The organism is Pseudomonas serbiensis (genome assembly GCF_030580745.1).
GTDB classification, from domain to species: domain Bacteria; phylum Pseudomonadota; class Gammaproteobacteria; order Pseudomonadales; family Pseudomonadaceae; genus Aquipseudomonas; species Aquipseudomonas serbiensis.
Map to the genome: position 1 here is coordinate 41,104 of NZ_JAUQOO010000017.1, position 15,430 is coordinate 56,533.

Annotated in this window: 15 protein-coding genes; 11 read left to right on the forward strand and 4 right to left on the reverse strand. The window is 59.2% G+C overall.

From position 1 onward, the window contains the following. Positions 1-180: 180 nt before the first annotated feature. Positions 181-729, forward strand: a complete 549-nt coding sequence (locus Q6A51_RS20095) for a tetratricopeptide repeat protein (RefSeq protein ID WP_201007132.1) — start codon at positions 181-183, stop codon at positions 727-729. A 32-nt stretch (positions 730-761) separates the two neighbouring features. Here Q6A51_RS20095 and Q6A51_RS20100 read toward each other — a convergent pair whose 3' ends face one another. Further along, a complete protein-coding gene (locus tag Q6A51_RS20100; protein ID WP_025261951.1) occupies positions 762-1,088 on the reverse strand; it encodes a DUF1820 family protein in 327 nt (108 codons plus the stop codon). A 131-nt stretch (positions 1,089-1,219) separates the two neighbouring features. Between Q6A51_RS20100 and miaB the strand changes: the two genes are divergently transcribed. The 5 genes from miaB (at position 1,220) to lnt (ending at position 6,594) form a co-directional block, all read left to right on the forward strand. Beyond that, positions 1,220-2,551, forward strand: a complete 1,332-nt coding sequence (gene miaB, locus Q6A51_RS20105) for a tRNA (N6-isopentenyl adenosine(37)-C2)-methylthiotransferase MiaB (RefSeq protein WP_304575571.1) — start codon at positions 1,220-1,222, stop codon at positions 2,549-2,551. A 141-nt stretch (positions 2,552-2,692) separates the two neighbouring features. After that, on the forward strand, positions 2,693-3,715 hold the full coding sequence (locus Q6A51_RS20110) for a PhoH family protein (protein WP_201007121.1): 1,023 nt from the start codon (positions 2,693-2,695) through the stop codon (positions 3,713-3,715). Next, positions 3,708-4,208 (forward strand): rRNA maturation RNase YbeY, encoded by a 501-nt coding sequence (gene ybeY, locus Q6A51_RS20115; protein ID WP_201018670.1) that lies wholly within the window; start codon positions 3,708-3,710, stop codon positions 4,206-4,208. The genes Q6A51_RS20110 and ybeY overlap by 8 nt, the downstream gene beginning before the upstream one ends. Before the next feature lie 5 nt (positions 4,209-4,213). Beyond that, positions 4,214-5,056 carry an HlyC/CorC family transporter gene (locus tag Q6A51_RS20120; protein ID WP_201007118.1) on the forward strand — a complete coding sequence of 281 codons (843 nt, stop codon included), beginning with the start codon at positions 4,214-4,216 and terminating at the stop codon, positions 5,054-5,056. Between the two features lie 17 nt (positions 5,057-5,073). After that, entirely contained in the window at positions 5,074-6,594 is a 1,521-nt protein-coding gene (gene lnt / locus Q6A51_RS20125) for an apolipoprotein N-acyltransferase (protein WP_304575572.1), read from the forward strand. 101 nt (positions 6,595-6,695) lie between these two features. On the opposite strand, the gene Q6A51_RS20130 is transcribed toward lnt, so the two are convergent. Together Q6A51_RS20130 and Q6A51_RS20135 are read right to left on the reverse strand one after the other, a co-directional pair. Further along, on the reverse strand, positions 6,696-7,454 hold the full coding sequence (locus tag Q6A51_RS20130; RefSeq protein WP_304575573.1) for a YdcF family protein: 759 nt from the start codon (positions 7,452-7,454) through the stop codon (positions 6,696-6,698). An 84-nt stretch (positions 7,455-7,538) separates the two neighbouring features. Beyond that, a complete protein-coding gene (locus Q6A51_RS20135) occupies positions 7,539-7,910 on the reverse strand; it encodes a hypothetical protein (RefSeq protein ID WP_201018667.1) in 372 nt (123 codons plus the stop codon). 314 nt (positions 7,911-8,224) lie between these two features. Between Q6A51_RS20135 and leuS the strand changes: the two genes are divergently transcribed. The 5 genes from leuS (at position 8,225) to Q6A51_RS20160 (ending at position 14,352) form a co-directional block, all read left to right on the forward strand. Continuing rightward, entirely contained in the window at positions 8,225-10,831 is a 2,607-nt protein-coding gene (gene leuS / locus Q6A51_RS20140) for a leucine--tRNA ligase (protein ID WP_304575574.1), read from the forward strand. An 89-nt stretch (positions 10,832-10,920) separates the two neighbouring features. Further along, the gene (locus Q6A51_RS20145) at positions 10,921-11,526 is read left to right on the forward strand and encodes an LPS-assembly lipoprotein LptE (protein WP_201007109.1); all 606 of its coding nucleotides are present in this window, start codon (positions 10,921-10,923) and stop codon (positions 11,524-11,526) included. Positions 11,527-11,567: 41 nt separating this feature from the next. Next, a complete protein-coding gene (gene holA, locus Q6A51_RS20150) occupies positions 11,568-12,605 on the forward strand; it encodes a DNA polymerase III subunit delta (RefSeq protein WP_201018665.1) in 1,038 nt (345 codons plus the stop codon). Between the two features lie 187 nt (positions 12,606-12,792). Beyond that, positions 12,793-12,948, forward strand: coding sequence for an alternative ribosome rescue factor ArfA (gene arfA / locus Q6A51_RS20155; protein WP_198728013.1), 156 nt, complete (start codon positions 12,793-12,795; stop codon positions 12,946-12,948). A gap of 84 nt (positions 12,949-13,032) precedes the next feature. Next, on the forward strand, positions 13,033-14,352 hold the full coding sequence (locus Q6A51_RS20160; RefSeq protein ID WP_304575575.1) for a lytic murein transglycosylase: 1,320 nt from the start codon (positions 13,033-13,035) through the stop codon (positions 14,350-14,352). A gap of 69 nt (positions 14,353-14,421) precedes the next feature. Here Q6A51_RS20160 and lipA read toward each other — a convergent pair whose 3' ends face one another. Further along, on the reverse strand, positions 14,422-15,429 hold the full coding sequence (gene lipA / locus Q6A51_RS20165) for a lipoyl synthase (RefSeq protein WP_236124366.1): 1,008 nt from the start codon (positions 15,427-15,429) through the stop codon (positions 14,422-14,424). Position 15,430 lies beyond the last annotated feature (1 nt).

Sequence of the window (15,430 nt, forward strand, 5' to 3'; positions counted from 1 at the left end):
GGAGCGAATTCATTCGCGAATGAATTCGCTCCCACGGGTTTAAACCAGATAAATCGGGGCCGTGCAGCAGAAAATCCGTAAAGACTTTGTAAGGTTGGCCCTGCTTATTTCATAATGGCCAGCCAGCACGTTTCGCTGGACGGGTACGCCCGCACCTTTTTCAGAGGTAAGTCGACTCCCATGAACCGCACCGGCCGCACCCTTGCATTGGGCTGCCTGTTGCTTGTCTATCCCCTGCTGACCAATGCAGGCGGCAACTCGTTGTTAATCCCAGCGGTGGGTCGTTGCACCCTCAATACTCAGCCCGAGAATCTTCCGGCTGCGCTTTCGGCATGCCAGCAAGCTGCACAATCCGGGGATGCGCAAGCACAATACGAACTGGGCGAGTTCTATTACGAGGGCCAGAACACCCCTCGCGACCTGCCTCAGGCACTCAACTATTTCGAGCAGGCGTCGTTGCTGGGCCATGCGCAGGCGCAGTATCAACTGGGTTTGATGTTTGCTCGCGGCGAAGGCGTGCAGGCCAATAACATTCAGGCGTATATCGTGCTGAAGATGGCTGCGGTCAACGGTTCGGAAGAAGCGCTGGATGCTGCTGACGAAGTGTCGGCAAAGATGAAGCGCGATGAACTGGAAGTCGCGACCCAGGTGCTGGGCCAGATTTTCCGCAAGTACCTGATGGAGCTGCAAACCGCCGAAGGACGCTCTCCATTCTCTCCACTGCCCTGATCGAATAGCGTCAGGGCAGGCTTTCTTCACTTCTACTTTTCAGGCATCGGCATAGGAAACGGCATCACATTGCCACCGCCACGTGCCTCGCTGATCTTTGGCGTGCCCATGCGCTCGACCTCATCGATCCGCACGATCGAATGCATCGGCACAAAACTGCGCACCACGCCCTCGAACTGTGCCTTCAGCTTTTCTTCGCTGGGGTCAACCACGACAGTCGTACGCTCGCCGAAGACGAACTCCTCCACTTCCAGAAAGCCCCACAGATCGCTTTGATAGATCTGCTTGGCGTACATCTCGAACACCTGGCCCTGGTTGAGGAAAATCACCTTGTAGATTGGAGCTTCGCGTTTGGTCATAAAAGCCGGATAACAATCGGGGATGGAAAAAAGGGCACGAATTATAGCATGCCCATCAGACAGCCAACGCTAGGAACCCGTGAGCATCGTCCCTATAATGCGCGGTTCTTTGAATCCGCTGATGATCACGCATGGCCAAGAAGCTTTATATCGAAACCCACGGTTGCCAGATGAACGAGTACGACAGCTCGCGCATGGTCGATCTGCTGGGCGAACATCAGGCCCTGGAAGTCACCGCTCGCGCGGAAGATGCCGACGTGATCCTGCTCAATACCTGCTCGATTCGCGAGCGCGCCCAGGATCGGGTCTATTCCCAGCTGGGTCGCTGGCGCGAACTGAAACTGGCCAATCCCGAGATGGTCATCGCGGTCGGCGGTTGCGTCGCCAGCCAGGAAGGCGCGGCAATCCGCGATCGCGCCCCTTACGTGGACGTGGTCTTCGGCCCGCAGACCCTGCACCGCCTGCCGGAAATGATCGATACCGCACGCATCACCCGCCTGCCTCAGGTCGATGTGTCGTTCCCGGAAATCGAAAAGTTCGACCACCTGCCCGAGCCGCGCATTGATGGCCCGAGTGCCTACGTGTCGGTGATGGAAGGTTGCAGCAAGTACTGCACATTCTGCGTCGTGCCTTATACCCGCGGCGAAGAAGTCAGCCGTCCGTTCGATGACGTATTGGCTGAAGTGATTCACCTGGCTGAAAACGGCGTACGCGAAATCACGCTGCTGGGCCAGAACGTCAACGGCTATCGCGGCACCACCCATGATGGCCGTGTCGCCGATCTGGCGGACCTGATCCGCGTGGTGGCGGCAGTCGACGGCATCGACCGCATCCGCTACACCACGTCGCACCCTCTGGAGTTTTCCGACAGCCTGATCCTGGCCCACGCCGAAGTGCCGGAGCTGGTCAAACACCTGCATCTGCCGGTGCAATCAGGCTCCGACCGTGTCCTGGCGGCCATGAAGCGCAACCACACCACGCTGGAATACAAGTACAAGCTGCGCAAGCTCAAGGCTGCCGTGCCGGGTATCAGCATCAGTTCGGACTTCATCGTCGGCTTCCCGGGCGAAACCGAGAAAGACTTCGAGAACACCATGAAGCTGATTCAGGACGTGGGTTTCGACTTCTCGTTCTCGTTCATCTACAGCCCGCGCCCTGGTACGCCAGCCGCCGATCTGAAAGACGACACCCCGGAAGCACTCAAGAAAGAGCGTCTGGCGGCCCTGCAACATCGCCTGAACCAGCAAGGTTTCGAGATCAGCCGACAAATGGTCGGTAGCATCCAGCGCATCCTGGTGACCGATTACTCGAAAAAGGATCCCGGCGAGCTGCAAGGGCGCACCGAGAACAACCGGATCGTCAACTTTCGCTGCGATAACCCCAAGCTGATCGGGCAGTTTGCCGATGTGTACATTGATGACGCACAGCCGCATTCGCTGCGGGGTTCGCTGTTGCAGCAATGATTTCTTCGCGAATGAATTCGCTCCTACGGATGGCCCGGTGGGTGCGAATTCATTCGCGAACGACTTCAGACCTTTCGCCCAAGGTTCTCTAGGGGTATTCTTCAATTCATCTCAATTGCCGTCGGGCGGCTAAAAACGACCTTGAACGCTCCCACAGAACCTCATCGCTTTATCCTCGAACCTTTCGAGGCCCATCGTTTCGCCAACTTGTGCGGGCAACTCGACGAGCATCTGCGCTTGATCGAACAGCGCCTGAACATCGAGATCCGCAATCGCGGAAATCAATTCGAGCTCATTGGCGAATCCCGACAAACCACTTCGGCTGAAAACCTCCTGCGCCGCCTGTACCGTGAAACCAAAGGTACAGACCTGACGCCGGACATGGTTCACCTGTTCCTGCAGGAATCAGGCGTCGAAGGGCTGGACAACCATCCGGCCGCCGAAGTCGGCGTGGCACTGCGCACCAAAAAAGGCATGATTCGCCCTCGCGGCTTGAATCAGCAGCGCTACGTCAAGGAAATCCTCGGCAACGATATCAACTTCGGTATCGGCCCTGCGGGTACCGGCAAGACCTATCTGGCCGTCGCCTGCGCGGTGGATGCACTGGAGCGCGAGCAGATCCGCCGCATCCTGTTGGTGCGTCCGGCCGTTGAAGCCGGTGAAAAGCTCGGTTTCCTGCCCGGTGATCTGGCACAGAAGATCGACCCTTACCTGCGCCCGCTCTACGACGCACTCTATGAAATGCTGGGCTTCGAGTATGTCGCCAAGCTGATCGAGAAGCAGGTCATTGAAGTTGCACCGCTGGCTTACATGCGCGGGCGCACCCTTAATAACAGCTTCATCATTCTCGACGAGAGTCAGAACACCACCGTCGAGCAGATGAAAATGTTCCTGACCCGTATTGGCTTCGGCTCTACCGCCGTCATAACCGGCGACATTACCCAGGTCGACCTGCCCAAAGGCACGAAGTCGGGCCTGACACATGTCATCGATGTCCTGAAGGACGTGCCAGGCATCAGCTTCACCCACTTCAAACCCAAGGACGTGGTTCGCCATCCGCTGGTGCAGCGCATCGTCGAAGCCTATGAGCGCTTCGATGACCGCTTCAGCGACACGCAGACCAGCAGCTTCAATTCCTCACGGGATAGCCGCCGCGATGCTTGAGCTGGATCTGCAACTGGCAAGTGAAGAAAAAGCCCCCAGCGAAGCCCAGTTCCGCCTTTGGTGCGAGATGGGCTTGCGTCAGCGCAGCGCCGATTCGGAACTGACCATCCGTCTGGTCGATGAACCCGAAGGGCGCGAACTGAATCACACCTGGCGACACAAGGATTACGCCACCAACGTGCTTTCCTTTCCTGCGGACGTGCCTGACGACCTGTTGGACATTCCGCTGCTGGGCGATCTGGTCATCTGCGTTGCAGTGGTCAATCGCGAAGCCCGGGAACAAGGCAAGACCGTTGATGCGCATTGGGCGCACATGGTCATTCACGGCTGCCTTCATCTGCTTGGTTACGACCATATCGACGATGAAGAAGCCGAGGAAATGGAAGCACTGGAACGAACGTTGCTTGAGGAGCTGGGCTATCCGGATCCTTATGCAGACGACGAAAGCGCCGAACATCAACATTCAGAAACAACAAGCAAGGATCACGAGTAAGGGCTATGAGCGAAGATCGATCGAGCAACGGACAAAAGTCATGGCTGGGGAAACTGACCCAGGCTTTTGTCCACGAGCCGAAAAACCGCCAGGAGCTGCTTGAGCTGCTGCGCGAAGCCCAACAGAACAAGCTGCTGGACAGCGAAGCGCTGGCCATTGTCGAAGGCGCCATTCAAGTGGCTGACCTGCAAGTACGCGACATCATGGTGCCGCGCTCGCAGATGATCAGCATCAAGGCGACCCAGACACCCCGCGAGTTTTTGCCTGCCGTCATCGATGCCGCGCACTCGCGCTACCCGGTGATCGGCGAGAGCCACGACGATGTACTCGGCGTGTTGCTGGCCAAGGATCTGCTGCCGCTGATTCTCAAGCCCAACGGCGACAGCGACGACATCAAAAGCCTGCTGCGCCCGGCGACATTCGTCCCCGAGTCAAAACGCCTCAATGTGCTGCTGCGCGAGTTCCGCGCCAACCACAACCACATGGCCATCGTCATTGACGAATACGGCGGTGTGGCAGGGTTGGTAACCATCGAGGACGTGCTGGAGCAGATCGTCGGCGACATCGAAGACGAGCATGACGTCGAAGAGGACAGCTACATCAAACCGCTGCCCAGCGGCGACTTCCTGGTCAAGGCCCTGACGCCTATCGAGAGCTTCAACGAGTTCTTCGACAGCGAGTTTTCCGATGACGAATTCGATACGGTCGGCGGGCTGGTCATGAATGCCTTCGGTCATTTGCCCAAGCGCAACGAAATCACCGAAATCGGTGCCTATCGTTTCCGCATCCTGAGCGCTGACAGCCGTCGCATTCACTTACTACGCCTGAGCCCTATCTCTCGCCCGTAACGTTTCAAGGAATAGACATGCGCTGGATAACCCGCCCCGGCTGGCCCGGTAACCTGCTGGCCGTGGCGGCTGGCGGACTTACGACCCTGGCCCTGGCGCCCTTCGACATCTGGCCTCTGGCTCTGGTGGCGGTGGCGTTCTTCTATCTGGGCCTGCGCGAGCTGAGCCCGCGCCAGGCATTCGTCCGGGGCTGGAGCTACGGCTTCGGCCTGTTCGGCGCAGGAACCAGCTGGATCTACGTCAGCATCAACACCTACGGTGGTGCCTCGCCACTACTGGCCGGCTTGTTGATGCTGTTGTTCATCAGCCTGATCGCCCTGTTCTTTGCCCTGCCGGCCTGGCTTTGGGCGCGCTGGATTCGCCGCAACGAAGCACCACTGGCCGACGCTCTGGCCTTCGCGGCACTGTGGACAGCACAGGAAGCCTTTCGCGGCTGGTTCCTGACCGGATTCCCGTGGCTGTATTCGGGTTACAGCCAGCTTCATGGCCCGCTGGCCGGTCTGGCACCTGTCGGCGGTATCTGGCTCATCTCCTTCGTCCTGGCTCTTACCGTTGCCTTGCTGAGCAATCTGCATCGTTTACGGGCACGCAAGTCCTTCCTCGCAGCAGGCGTGGTGCTATTGCTGGCCCCCTGGATTACCGGCATCGCACTCAAAGGCCATGCCTGGACCTCGCCTGCGGGCGCACCGCTGAAAGTCGCCGCGATACAAGGCAACATCGAACAAAGCATGAAGTGGGACCCCAAGCAGTTGAACGCTCAACTGGCGCTTTACCGCGACATGACGTTCAACTCGCAGCAGGCCGACCTGATTGTCTGGCCGGAAACAGCCGTACCGGTGCTCAAGGAGTCGGCGGAAGGTTATCTGACGATGATGGGCAAGTTTGCCGCGCAACGTGGCTCGGCCCTCATTACCGGCGTGCCGGTGCGTGAAGTGACCGAGCGCGGCGAGTCCCGTTATTACAACGGCATCACGGTAACCGGCGAAGGAGATGGTACCTACCTGAAGCAGAAGCTCGTTCCGTTTGGCGAATACGTGCCGCTACAGGACATTCTGCGCGGGCTGATCGCCTTCTTCGACCTGCCGATGTCAGACTTCGCCCGCGGCCCGAGCGACCAGAGCATGCTGCAGGCCAAGGGTTATCAGATTGCGCCGTTCATTTGCTATGAAGTGGTCTACCCGGAATTCGCGGCTGGCCTTGCGGCACAAAGCGACGTGCTGCTGACCATCAGCAACGACACCTGGTTCGGCACCTCCATTGGGCCGCTGCAACACCTGCAGATGGCGCAGATGCGCGCCCTGGAAGCCGGTCGCTGGATGATCCGCTCCACCAACAACGGCGTCACCGGCCTGATCGACCCGTTCGGCAAGATCACGGCACAGATACCGCAATTCGAGCGCGGCGTGCTGTATGGCGAAGTAGTCCCGATGCAGGAACTGACACCCTACCTGCACTGGCGTTCATGGCCGCTGATCATCGTCTGCGGGCTGCTGTTTGGCTGGGCCTTGCTGGCGGCGCGTATTGCAAAGACGGTATAGGGAAGGGAGCTACAAGCTACAAGCTACAAGCTACAAGCTACAAGCTACAAGCTACAAGCTACAAGCTTTTGACTTGAAGCTTGAAGCTTAAAGCTTGCGGCTCAATACATTGCTCTATAAAACAATTGCCCCAGCGCTTCATTGATCAACCACAAGCTCTGCATGAACGCCTTGGCTTCCGGCATCCAGCCGCCCAGTGGCTGGTCATTGGCGCCGCTCAGGAATCCGACGGGAGCGGCCACAACGGTGAAGCCCGCCTCCTCGAAGCTCCACCGTGAGCGCGCCATGTGCCAGGCCTGAGTCACTACCACGACCCGCTTGATACCCAACGGCTGCAATATGTCGGCTGTCATCGTCGCGTTTTCCCAGGTGGTGCGGCTAAGCCCTTCCTGCCAGCGCACCGCAACACCAAAGTCATCTTGAAGCGATTGCGCCATGATCGCTGCTTCGCTCGGAGGCTCACCGAAATGCAAGCCGCCCGTGGTCAGAATCGGTAAACCGGATGCCTTCGACAACTGCGCAGCAAAACGCAACCGCTCCAGCCCGACACCCGTGGGCGTATCGGCCCCCCAGGCCGGATCATTGCGCTCGCGCCCGGCGCCCAGAACCACAATGGCATCAGCCTGCTGCGCCAGCGTCGCCCACTGCTGGCGCGACAAGGGCTGCTCGTTTTCCAGACCTCGCGCAGCCCACTCAACCGCCACAGGAAGAGTCATCACCCAGAGGCCGCCCAGGCCAAGCGTGAAACAGACAGCCGCGATACGCGGGCGGGAGCGGCGCAACCACCAGGCACTGGCCAGCAACAGAAAGAAAATACCCGGTGGTAAAAGAAGGGATTTGAGTATGTAGCGTATAGGCATCGAGCATCTCCAGAGATGCCCGAAGCCTATGTTTTTTATAACTAAGCAGCAATGCTTATAAAGCGGACCCGCAGCCCGCGATGGTTAAAGCTTGAACGTGGTATTTGAAGTGTAACGGCCTGACCCCGTCGACGCCCTTGCCCGCCTCTTGTCCTTCAGCCAGATGATTCTGGCGGACTCTTTGGGCGACGCTATCGACTGAGCCTGCTCCGGCGAAACAATAAAACTGCCCTCTGACTTACCCTTAACAGCCCCGCTCGCCTCCATCGTCCCTTTCTCAAGGTAGGCCTCGATAAACTCCAGCTCGGCATTGCTTAAACCTTCAAGTTCAAGCTCGACGGGCGACTCGTTACGGAGTCGAACCGCAGTGTTGGCCGTTTCCAGAGCAAGCCCCAGACGATGGATCAAACGTTCATACAGCTCAGGAGTGCTTACTGTGTGCTGCAACTCTGTCATCCGCTCACCTCTTTGAAGATAAGAACATACCCTCGCTATTGAGCTTAGCGCTGCTGTAAAAACAGGCGTGATACTGCGACCAACGGCCAGATAGAGCCGTCTGAACGGTTTTTGGAGGAGCGGTGCAACAATCAGCGTTTCCCTCGGTAGACAGCGCTCATGTATGCTACGGCGCTTCCTGTAATTCCACTTCCGCTCTCCATGAGCCTGTACGCACCGCAAAGACAGTCACGATTGTCCGGCAAAGGGTGCCAAGCTGACTCGGCGAAGCAATGAAGAGGTCAAGGGTCACCAATCTTTAGTAAAAAGTAGCCATGCACGAACTCTATCAGCCCCGCGAAATCGAAGCCGCCGCCCAAGCCTTTTGGGAAGAGCAAAAGTCTTTTGAAGTCAGTGAGCAGCCAGGCAAGGAAACCTACTACTGCCTGTCGATGTTTCCTTACCCGAGCGGCAAGCTGCACATGGGTCATGTGCGCAACTACACCATTGGCGACGTGATCTCTCGCTACCAGCGCATGCAAGGCAAGAATGTCCTTCAGCCACTGGGCTGGGATGCGTTCGGCATGCCTGCGGAAAACGCCGCGATCGACAACAACGTCGCGCCGGCCAAGTGGACTTACGAAAACATCGCTTACATGAAGGCCCAGCTCAAGAGCCTGGGGCTGGCCATCGACTGGTCCCGTGAAGTGACCACCTGCAAGCCCGATTACTACCGCTGGGAACAATGGCTGTTCACTCGCCTGTTCGAGAAAGGTGTGATCTACCGCAAGAACGGCACCGTCAACTGGGACCCTATCGACCAGACCGTACTGGCCAACGAGCAGGTCATCGACGGCCGTGGCTGGCGTTCGGGCGCGCTGATCGAGAAGCGCGAAATCCCGATGTACTACTTCAAGATCACGGCCTACGCCGATGAGCTGCTGCAAAGCCTCGACGAGTTGCCGGGCTGGCCTGAACAGGTCAAGACCATGCAGCGCAACTGGATCGGCAAGTCCCGTGGCATGGAAGTCCAGTTCCCTTACCATCAAGCCTCGATTGGCGAAGCCGGCGCGCTGAAAGTATTCACCACCCGCCCCGACACCCTGATGGGCGCCACCTACGTGGCCGTGGCCGCCGAGCACCCGCTGGCGACCCTGGCGGCGCAAGGCAATGCCGAACTGCAAGCCTTCATCGATGAATGCAAGAGCGGCAGCGTCGCCGAAGCCGACGTCGCCACTCAGGAAAAGAAAGGTCTGCCGACCTCTCTGTTCGTCGAACATCCACTGACCGGTGAAAAACTGCCGGTGTGGGTCGCCAACTACGTGCTGATGCACTACGGCGACGGCGCGGTCATGGCCGTACCGGCTCACGACGAGCGCGATTTCGAGTTCGCCACCAAGTACAACCTGCCGATCAAGGCCGTGGTCCGTACCAGCGCGGGCGACGAAACCCCGGCTCCATGGCAGGAAGCTTACGGAGAGCATGGCGAGCTGATCAATTCCGGCGAATTCAACGGCCTGAACTTCCAGGACGCTTTCGACGCCATCGAAGCCGCACTGCTCAAGAAGAACCTGGGCCAGTCGCGTACCCAGTTCCGCCTGCGCGACTGGGGCATCAGCCGTCAGCGCTACTGGGGCTGCCCGATCCCGATCGTGCATTGCAACACCTGCGGCGACGTGCCCGTGCCACAAGATCAACTGCCGGTCGTACTGCCTGAAGACGTCGTACCCGACGGTGCTGGCTCGCCACTGGCGCGCATGCCCGAGTTCTACGAGTGCAGCTGCCCGAAATGCGGCGCACCGGCCAAGCGTGAAACCGACACCATGGACACCTTCGTCGAGTCCTCCTGGTACTACGCACGCTACGCTTCGCCGCACTACGAGGGCGGTCTGGTCGAGCCGAACGCAGCCAACCACTGGCTGCCGGTGGATCAGTACATCGGCGGTATCGAACACGCGATCCTGCACCTGCTGTATGCGCGCTTCTTCCACAAGCTGATGCGCGACGAAGGCCTGGTAACGTCCAACGAGCCGTTCAAGAACCTGCTGACCCAGGGCATGGTCAACGCCGAAACCTACTTCCGCATGGAAGCCAACGGCAAGAAGACCTGGATCAATCCTGCCGACGTAACCCTGGAGCGCGACGCCAAGGCCAAGGTCATCAGCGCGGTATTGACCAGCGACGGCCTGCCGGTGGAAATCGGCGGCACCGAAAAGATGTCGAAGTCGAAGAAAAACGGCATCGACCCGCAAACCATGATCGATCAGTACGGTGCAGATACCTGCCGCCTGTTCATGATGTTCGCCTCACCACCTGACATGAGCCTGGAATGGTCCGACTCCGGCGTCGAAGGTTCGCACCGCTTCCTGCGCCGCGTATGGCGTCTGGCTCAGGCCCATGTTGGCCAGGGCCTGCCGGGCAGCCTTGATCTGACGATCCTGAGCGACGACCAGAAAGCCATTCGCCGCTCCATCCATCAGGCAATCAGGCAGGCGAGCCAGGATATTGGTCAGAACCAGAAATTCAACACGGCCGTCGCCCAGGTGATGACCTTGATGAACGTGCTGGAAAAAGCCCCTCAGGCCACTGCCCAGGATCGTGCATTGCTTCAGGAAGGTCTGGAAACCGTTGCGCTGCTGCTGGCTCCGATCACGCCGCACATCAGCCATGAGCTGTGGAAACAGCTGGGGCATGAGAATGCAGTCATCGATGCGGGCTGGCCGAAGCTGGATGAAAGCGCACTGGTACAGGACAGCCTGCAACTGGTGATTCAGGTCAACGGCAAACTGCGTGGCCAGATCGAAATGCCAGCCAGCGCCAGCCGCGAAGAAATCGAAGCGGCTGCACGGGTCAATGAAAACGTACTGCGCTTCATCGATGGCCTGACGATCCGCAAAGTGATCGTAGTGCCTGGCAAGCTGGTCAATATCGTCGCAAGCTGATTGGATCGGGCGCCTGGCAGAGGTCGGGCACCAGACATATTTCCAGGGGCTGCAAGGTCGGCCCAAACGGATTCAAGGGGAGCATCAAGATGATCAAACGCAATTTGCTGGTAATGGGCCTCGCAGTGTTGTTGAGTGCCTGTGGCTTCCAGCTGCGTGGTACCGGCACCAACGAGCTGGCGATCAAGGAACTGGATCTCAGCGCACGCAACCAGTACGGCGAGACGGTCACCCAGCTCAATCGCACGCTGACCAACTCGGGCGTCAAGATCTACACCGGCGCGCCATACAAGCTGATCCTGACCAACGAGGCCGAAACCCAGCGCACCGCCAGCTACTCGGGCTCCGGTCGCTCGGCCGAGATCCAGCTGACCTCTACGCTCAACTATGAAATGCGTGGCGAGAAAGACCTCGTCCTGCTGGGCGATAAAGTCAGCGTGGACAAGATCTATTCCCACGATGGCAACAACCTGACCGGCTCCGATAACGAAGCCCAACAGGTGCGCAATGAAATGCGTAGCGAACTGGTTCAAAAGATGATGGCTCGCCTGCAACAACTGACGCCGGAACGTCTGGCGCAATTGCAGCAAAAGGCCAACGACATCGCCAAGGCTCAGGCCGATGCTCTGGAAGCCGCTCAACGAGTGCGTGACGAGACGCCTCAACAGTCGCCTCTCGAAATTCCAGGCAAGTAAGTGTCCGGGGCCAGCTTGCTGGCCCTGACATTATCTGAATCATGAAACTCGCTCCCGCCCAACTCAACAAGCACCTGCAAGGCGCACTTGCGCCTGTGTACGTGATCAGCGGCGATGACCCGCTACTCTGCCAGGAAGCCGCCGACGCCATCCGCACGGCAGCACGCCAGCAAGGTTTTGACGAACGCCAAGTATTCAGCGCCGACGCCAGCTTTGACTGGGGCACGCTGCTGCAGGCGGGCGCCAGCATGTCGCTGTTTGCTGAACGCCGCCTGCTGGAGCTGCGCCTGCCTTCGGGGAAACCCGGCGACAAAGGCGCTGCCGCGCTGATGGAATACTGCGCCAACCCTGCCGAAGACACGCTGCTGCTGATCAGCCTGCCCAAGCTGGACGGCAGCGCTCAGAAGACCAAGTGGGGCAAGGCGCTGATCGAAGGCGCACAGACCCAATTCCTGCAGATCTGGCCGGTTGATATCGGCCAGTTACCGCAGTGGATTCGCCAGCGCCTTTCCCAGGCCGGGTTGTCCGCCACTCAGGATGCCGTCGAGCTGATTGCTGCGCGTGTCGAAGGCAACCTGCTGGCCGCAGCGCAGGAAGTCGAAAAGCTCAAACTGATGGCCGAAGAAGGACAGATCACCGTCGACACCGTGCAAGCAGCGGTGGCTGACAGCGCTCGCTTCGATGTTTTCGGCCTGACCGATGCGGTACTCAATGGCGAAGCAGCCCATGCCTTGCGCATTCTTGAAGGTCTGCGCGGCGAGGGTGTCGAGACGCCAGTGATTCTCTGGGCACTGACCCGCGAGCTTCGGGTACTGGCCAACATGTCATTGCAATACAGCCAGGGCATACCGCTGGATAAAGTCTTCAGCTCGGCCCGACCGCCGATCTGGGACAAGCGCAAACCCCTGATGAGCAAAGCCTTGCAACGCTACTCGGCCAAGCGCTGGGGACAGTTGCTGATGGATGCACAACGTATCGACGCACAAATCAAAGGCCAGGCCGCCGGTTCGCCCTGGAGCAGCCTGAGTCGGTTGGCCCTGTTGATGGCAGGTCAACGTCTCCCTCTGCCCGCCGAATAGCGAACAGACTGCGCAGGAGCGAATTCATTCGCGAAATGCCGTCTCGCGAATGAATTCGCTCCTACGCGCGACGTTGGGAGCAAGCCCGGAGCAGCAGACTGCGAATCCATAGCACACAACTATTAGACAGACGCCCCGCCCTGCCTGATCATGCGCACCGTTCACCCCCACCCGAGAGTACCCCGCCATGAGCAAACCGAAGCGGCCGAACAAGGCCAAGTCCATCATTGCCCAGCCATTGTTCCGCAGTCGTCAGGAACGACCAGCCAAGGGCAAAGGCAGCTACCGCCGCGAAGCCTTCCAGTCTAAAAGCTGGGAGGCTTCTTGCTTTCTGGCTGCGTGATAAAGAGCAACAACCCTCCAGGCGCTTTCAACCGCCCAGCCGTGTTAAGGTCTGCATCTGTCGGTAATCCCTTTGGACCCAAGCATGCCTTCTTGTTTTACCCATCCCTGGCAGTTGCGCCAACTCATCGCCGCCTCCAGCCTTATCGCTCTGGTAGCTTGCGCAGAAAAACCCACTGCTGCCGATGCCACTCCGCTTCAAGCCAGCAAGCCCCAGGCGGTTGCGGTGCCAACACCGACGCTGGTTGTCGATGAGAACCTCACGATCCAACCCGTCATCAGTTTCTCGGAATGGCAGGCAGGCTTTCGTAATCAGGCACTCAGAGCAGGCATCCGCGCAGACATATTCGACCGCGCATTCAGCGGCGTGACACCGGACATGAGCGTGGTCAAGGCAGACCGTAGCCAGCCGGAGTTCAGCCGCCCGGTGTGGGAATATCTGGACGGCGCAATTTCTGCTGCACGGGTACGCAAGGGCCAGGCCCTGCTTTCCCAGTACAGCACCGACCTGCAAAACATCGAACAGCGCTATGGCGTTGATCGTCAGGCATTGGTCGCGGTATGGGGCATGGAGAGTAACTTCGGGCAATTCCAGGGTTCGCAATCGGTGATCCGCTCACTGGCCACGCTGGCCTACGAAGGCCGCCGCCCAGACTTCGCCCAAAGCCAGTTGCTGGCGGCACTGGAAATCCTCCAGCACGGCGATATCACACCAGACAAGATGATCGGCTCCTGGGCTGGCGCCATGGGGCAAACGCAGTTCATACCGACCACCTACAACACTCATGCAGTGGACTTCGACGGTGATGGCCGCCGCGATATCTGGAACACGCCTGCCGATGCCCTGGCCTCCACCGCTCACTACCTGCAAAGCTCCGGCTGGCAGCGTGGCCAGCCGTGGGGCTTTGAAGTGGTGCTGAGTTCGGACTTCGACTATGCCTTGGCTGACGCATCGACCCGCAAGAGCCTGCCGGAATGGCAAAAACTCGGCCTGAAGCTTCCCGATGGCTCGGCGTTGCCTCTCGCTGCCAGCCAGCAACAAGCGGCACTGCTGCTGCCTGCCGGCTATCGGGGCCCGGCCTTTCTGGTGCTGGACAACTTCCGCGCCATTCTCAGATACAACAATTCGACGTCATACGCCATGGCGATCAGCCTGTTGTCCGACCGTTTCAAGGGTGGCGGTTACGTTGTAGGCAATTGGCCTCGCACAGACCTGCCGCTGAGCCGTTCTGAGCGCATCGAGCTGCAAACCCTGCTGTCGGCCCGCAAATACGACGCAGGCGCTCCAGACGGGATTATCGGCGCCAATACCCGCAAGGCGATTCGCAGCGCCCAGCAATCCTTTGGCTGGCCTGCCGATGGTTATCCGACTCACGAGTTGCTGAACAACCTGCGCAAACCCTGACGTGCCACCATAAAAAAACGGGCCGGATATCACTATCCGGCCCGTTTTTCATTGCCTGTCAAATGCCCGTCAGAGCAGTGTCTTGGCAATCTTGGCCTGTTCGTCTGCATGATACGACGAACGCACCAGCGGCCCGGAAGCCACGTTCTTGAAGCCCATCTTGTAACCTTCCTCGGCGAACCAGGCGAAGGTGTCCGGATGCACGAAACGCTGGACCGGCAAGTGGCTGCGCGAAGGCTGCAAGTACTGACCAAGGGTCAGCATGTCGATATCGTGTTCACGCATGCGCTGCATGACTTCGATGACTTCGTCGTCGGTTTCACCCAGACCCAGCATCAGCCCGGATTTGGTCGGCACGTGCGGCACCATCTGCTTGAAACGTTGCAGCAGGGTCAATGACCACTGGTAATCCGAACCCGGACGCGCAGCCTTGTACAGGCGCGGCACGGTTTCCAGGTTGTGGTTGAACACATCCGGCGGCTCGGCGGCGGTGATTTCCAGCGCTACGTCCATGCGGCCACGGTAGTCCGGGACCAGGGTTTCGAGCTGGACATTCGGCGACAGGGCACGGATTTCACGGATACAGTCAGCAAAGTGCTGCGCACCGCCGTCGCGCAGGTCGTCGCGGTCCACCGAGGTGATAACCACGTACTTGAGGCGCAGATCGGCAATCGCCACCGCCAGGTTCTTCGGCTCGTCGGTGTCCAGAGGCTTCGGACGGCCATGGCCGACGTCGCAGAACGGGCAGCGACGGGTGCAGATGTCACCCATGATCATGAAGGTCGCGGTGCCGCCAGAGAAGCACTCGCCCAGGTTCGGGCAGGATGCCTCTTCGCAAACGCTGTGCAGCTTGTGTTTGCGCAGCAATTGCTTGATACGGTCGACCTCCGGGGAAACCGGGATCCGGACGCGAATCCAGTCAGGCTTCTTGGGCAGTTCAACTGTCGGGATGATCTTGACCGGGATGCGTGCGACTTTTTCAGCACCGCGCAGCTTCACGCCCGCTTCGACTTTCGGACGGGGGGCGCGCTCGGAAACATCCAGCGTCGGGATCAGGGTTTGCACGGTGTCAGTCATA

Bases quoted from the DNA above. Each gene is read 5' to 3' on its own strand.
- Q6A51_RS20095 (WP_201007132.1), top strand. From the start codon at position 181: ATGAACCGCACCGGCCGCACCCTTGCATTGGGCTGCCTGTTGCTTGTC.
- Q6A51_RS20100 (WP_025261951.1), bottom strand. From the start codon at position 1,088: ATGACCAAACGCGAAGCTCCAATCTACAAGGTGATTTTCCTCAACCAG.
- miaB (WP_304575571.1), top strand. From the start codon at position 1,220: ATGGCCAAGAAGCTTTATATCGAAACCCACGGTTGCCAGATGAACGAG.
- ybeY (WP_201018670.1), top strand. From the start codon at position 3,708: ATGCTTGAGCTGGATCTGCAACTGGCAAGTGAAGAAAAAGCCCCCAGC.
- Q6A51_RS20120 (WP_201007118.1), top strand. From the start codon at position 4,214: ATGAGCGAAGATCGATCGAGCAACGGACAAAAGTCATGGCTGGGGAAA.
- lnt (WP_304575572.1), top strand. From the start codon at position 5,074: ATGCGCTGGATAACCCGCCCCGGCTGGCCCGGTAACCTGCTGGCCGTG.
- Q6A51_RS20130 (WP_304575573.1), bottom strand. From the start codon at position 7,454: ATGCCTATACGCTACATACTCAAATCCCTTCTTTTACCACCGGGTATT.
- Q6A51_RS20135 (WP_201018667.1), bottom strand. From the start codon at position 7,910: ATGACAGAGTTGCAGCACACAGTAAGCACTCCTGAGCTGTATGAACGT.
- leuS (WP_304575574.1), top strand. From the start codon at position 8,225: ATGCACGAACTCTATCAGCCCCGCGAAATCGAAGCCGCCGCCCAAGCC.
- Q6A51_RS20145 (WP_201007109.1), top strand. From the start codon at position 10,921: ATGATCAAACGCAATTTGCTGGTAATGGGCCTCGCAGTGTTGTTGAGT.
- holA (WP_201018665.1), top strand. From the start codon at position 11,568: ATGAAACTCGCTCCCGCCCAACTCAACAAGCACCTGCAAGGCGCACTT.
- arfA (WP_198728013.1), top strand. From the start codon at position 12,793: ATGAGCAAACCGAAGCGGCCGAACAAGGCCAAGTCCATCATTGCCCAG.
- Q6A51_RS20160 (WP_304575575.1), top strand. From the start codon at position 13,033: ATGCCTTCTTGTTTTACCCATCCCTGGCAGTTGCGCCAACTCATCGCC.
- lipA (WP_236124366.1), bottom strand. From the start codon at position 15,429: ATGACTGACACCGTGCAAACCCTGATCCCGACGCTGGATGTTTCCGAG.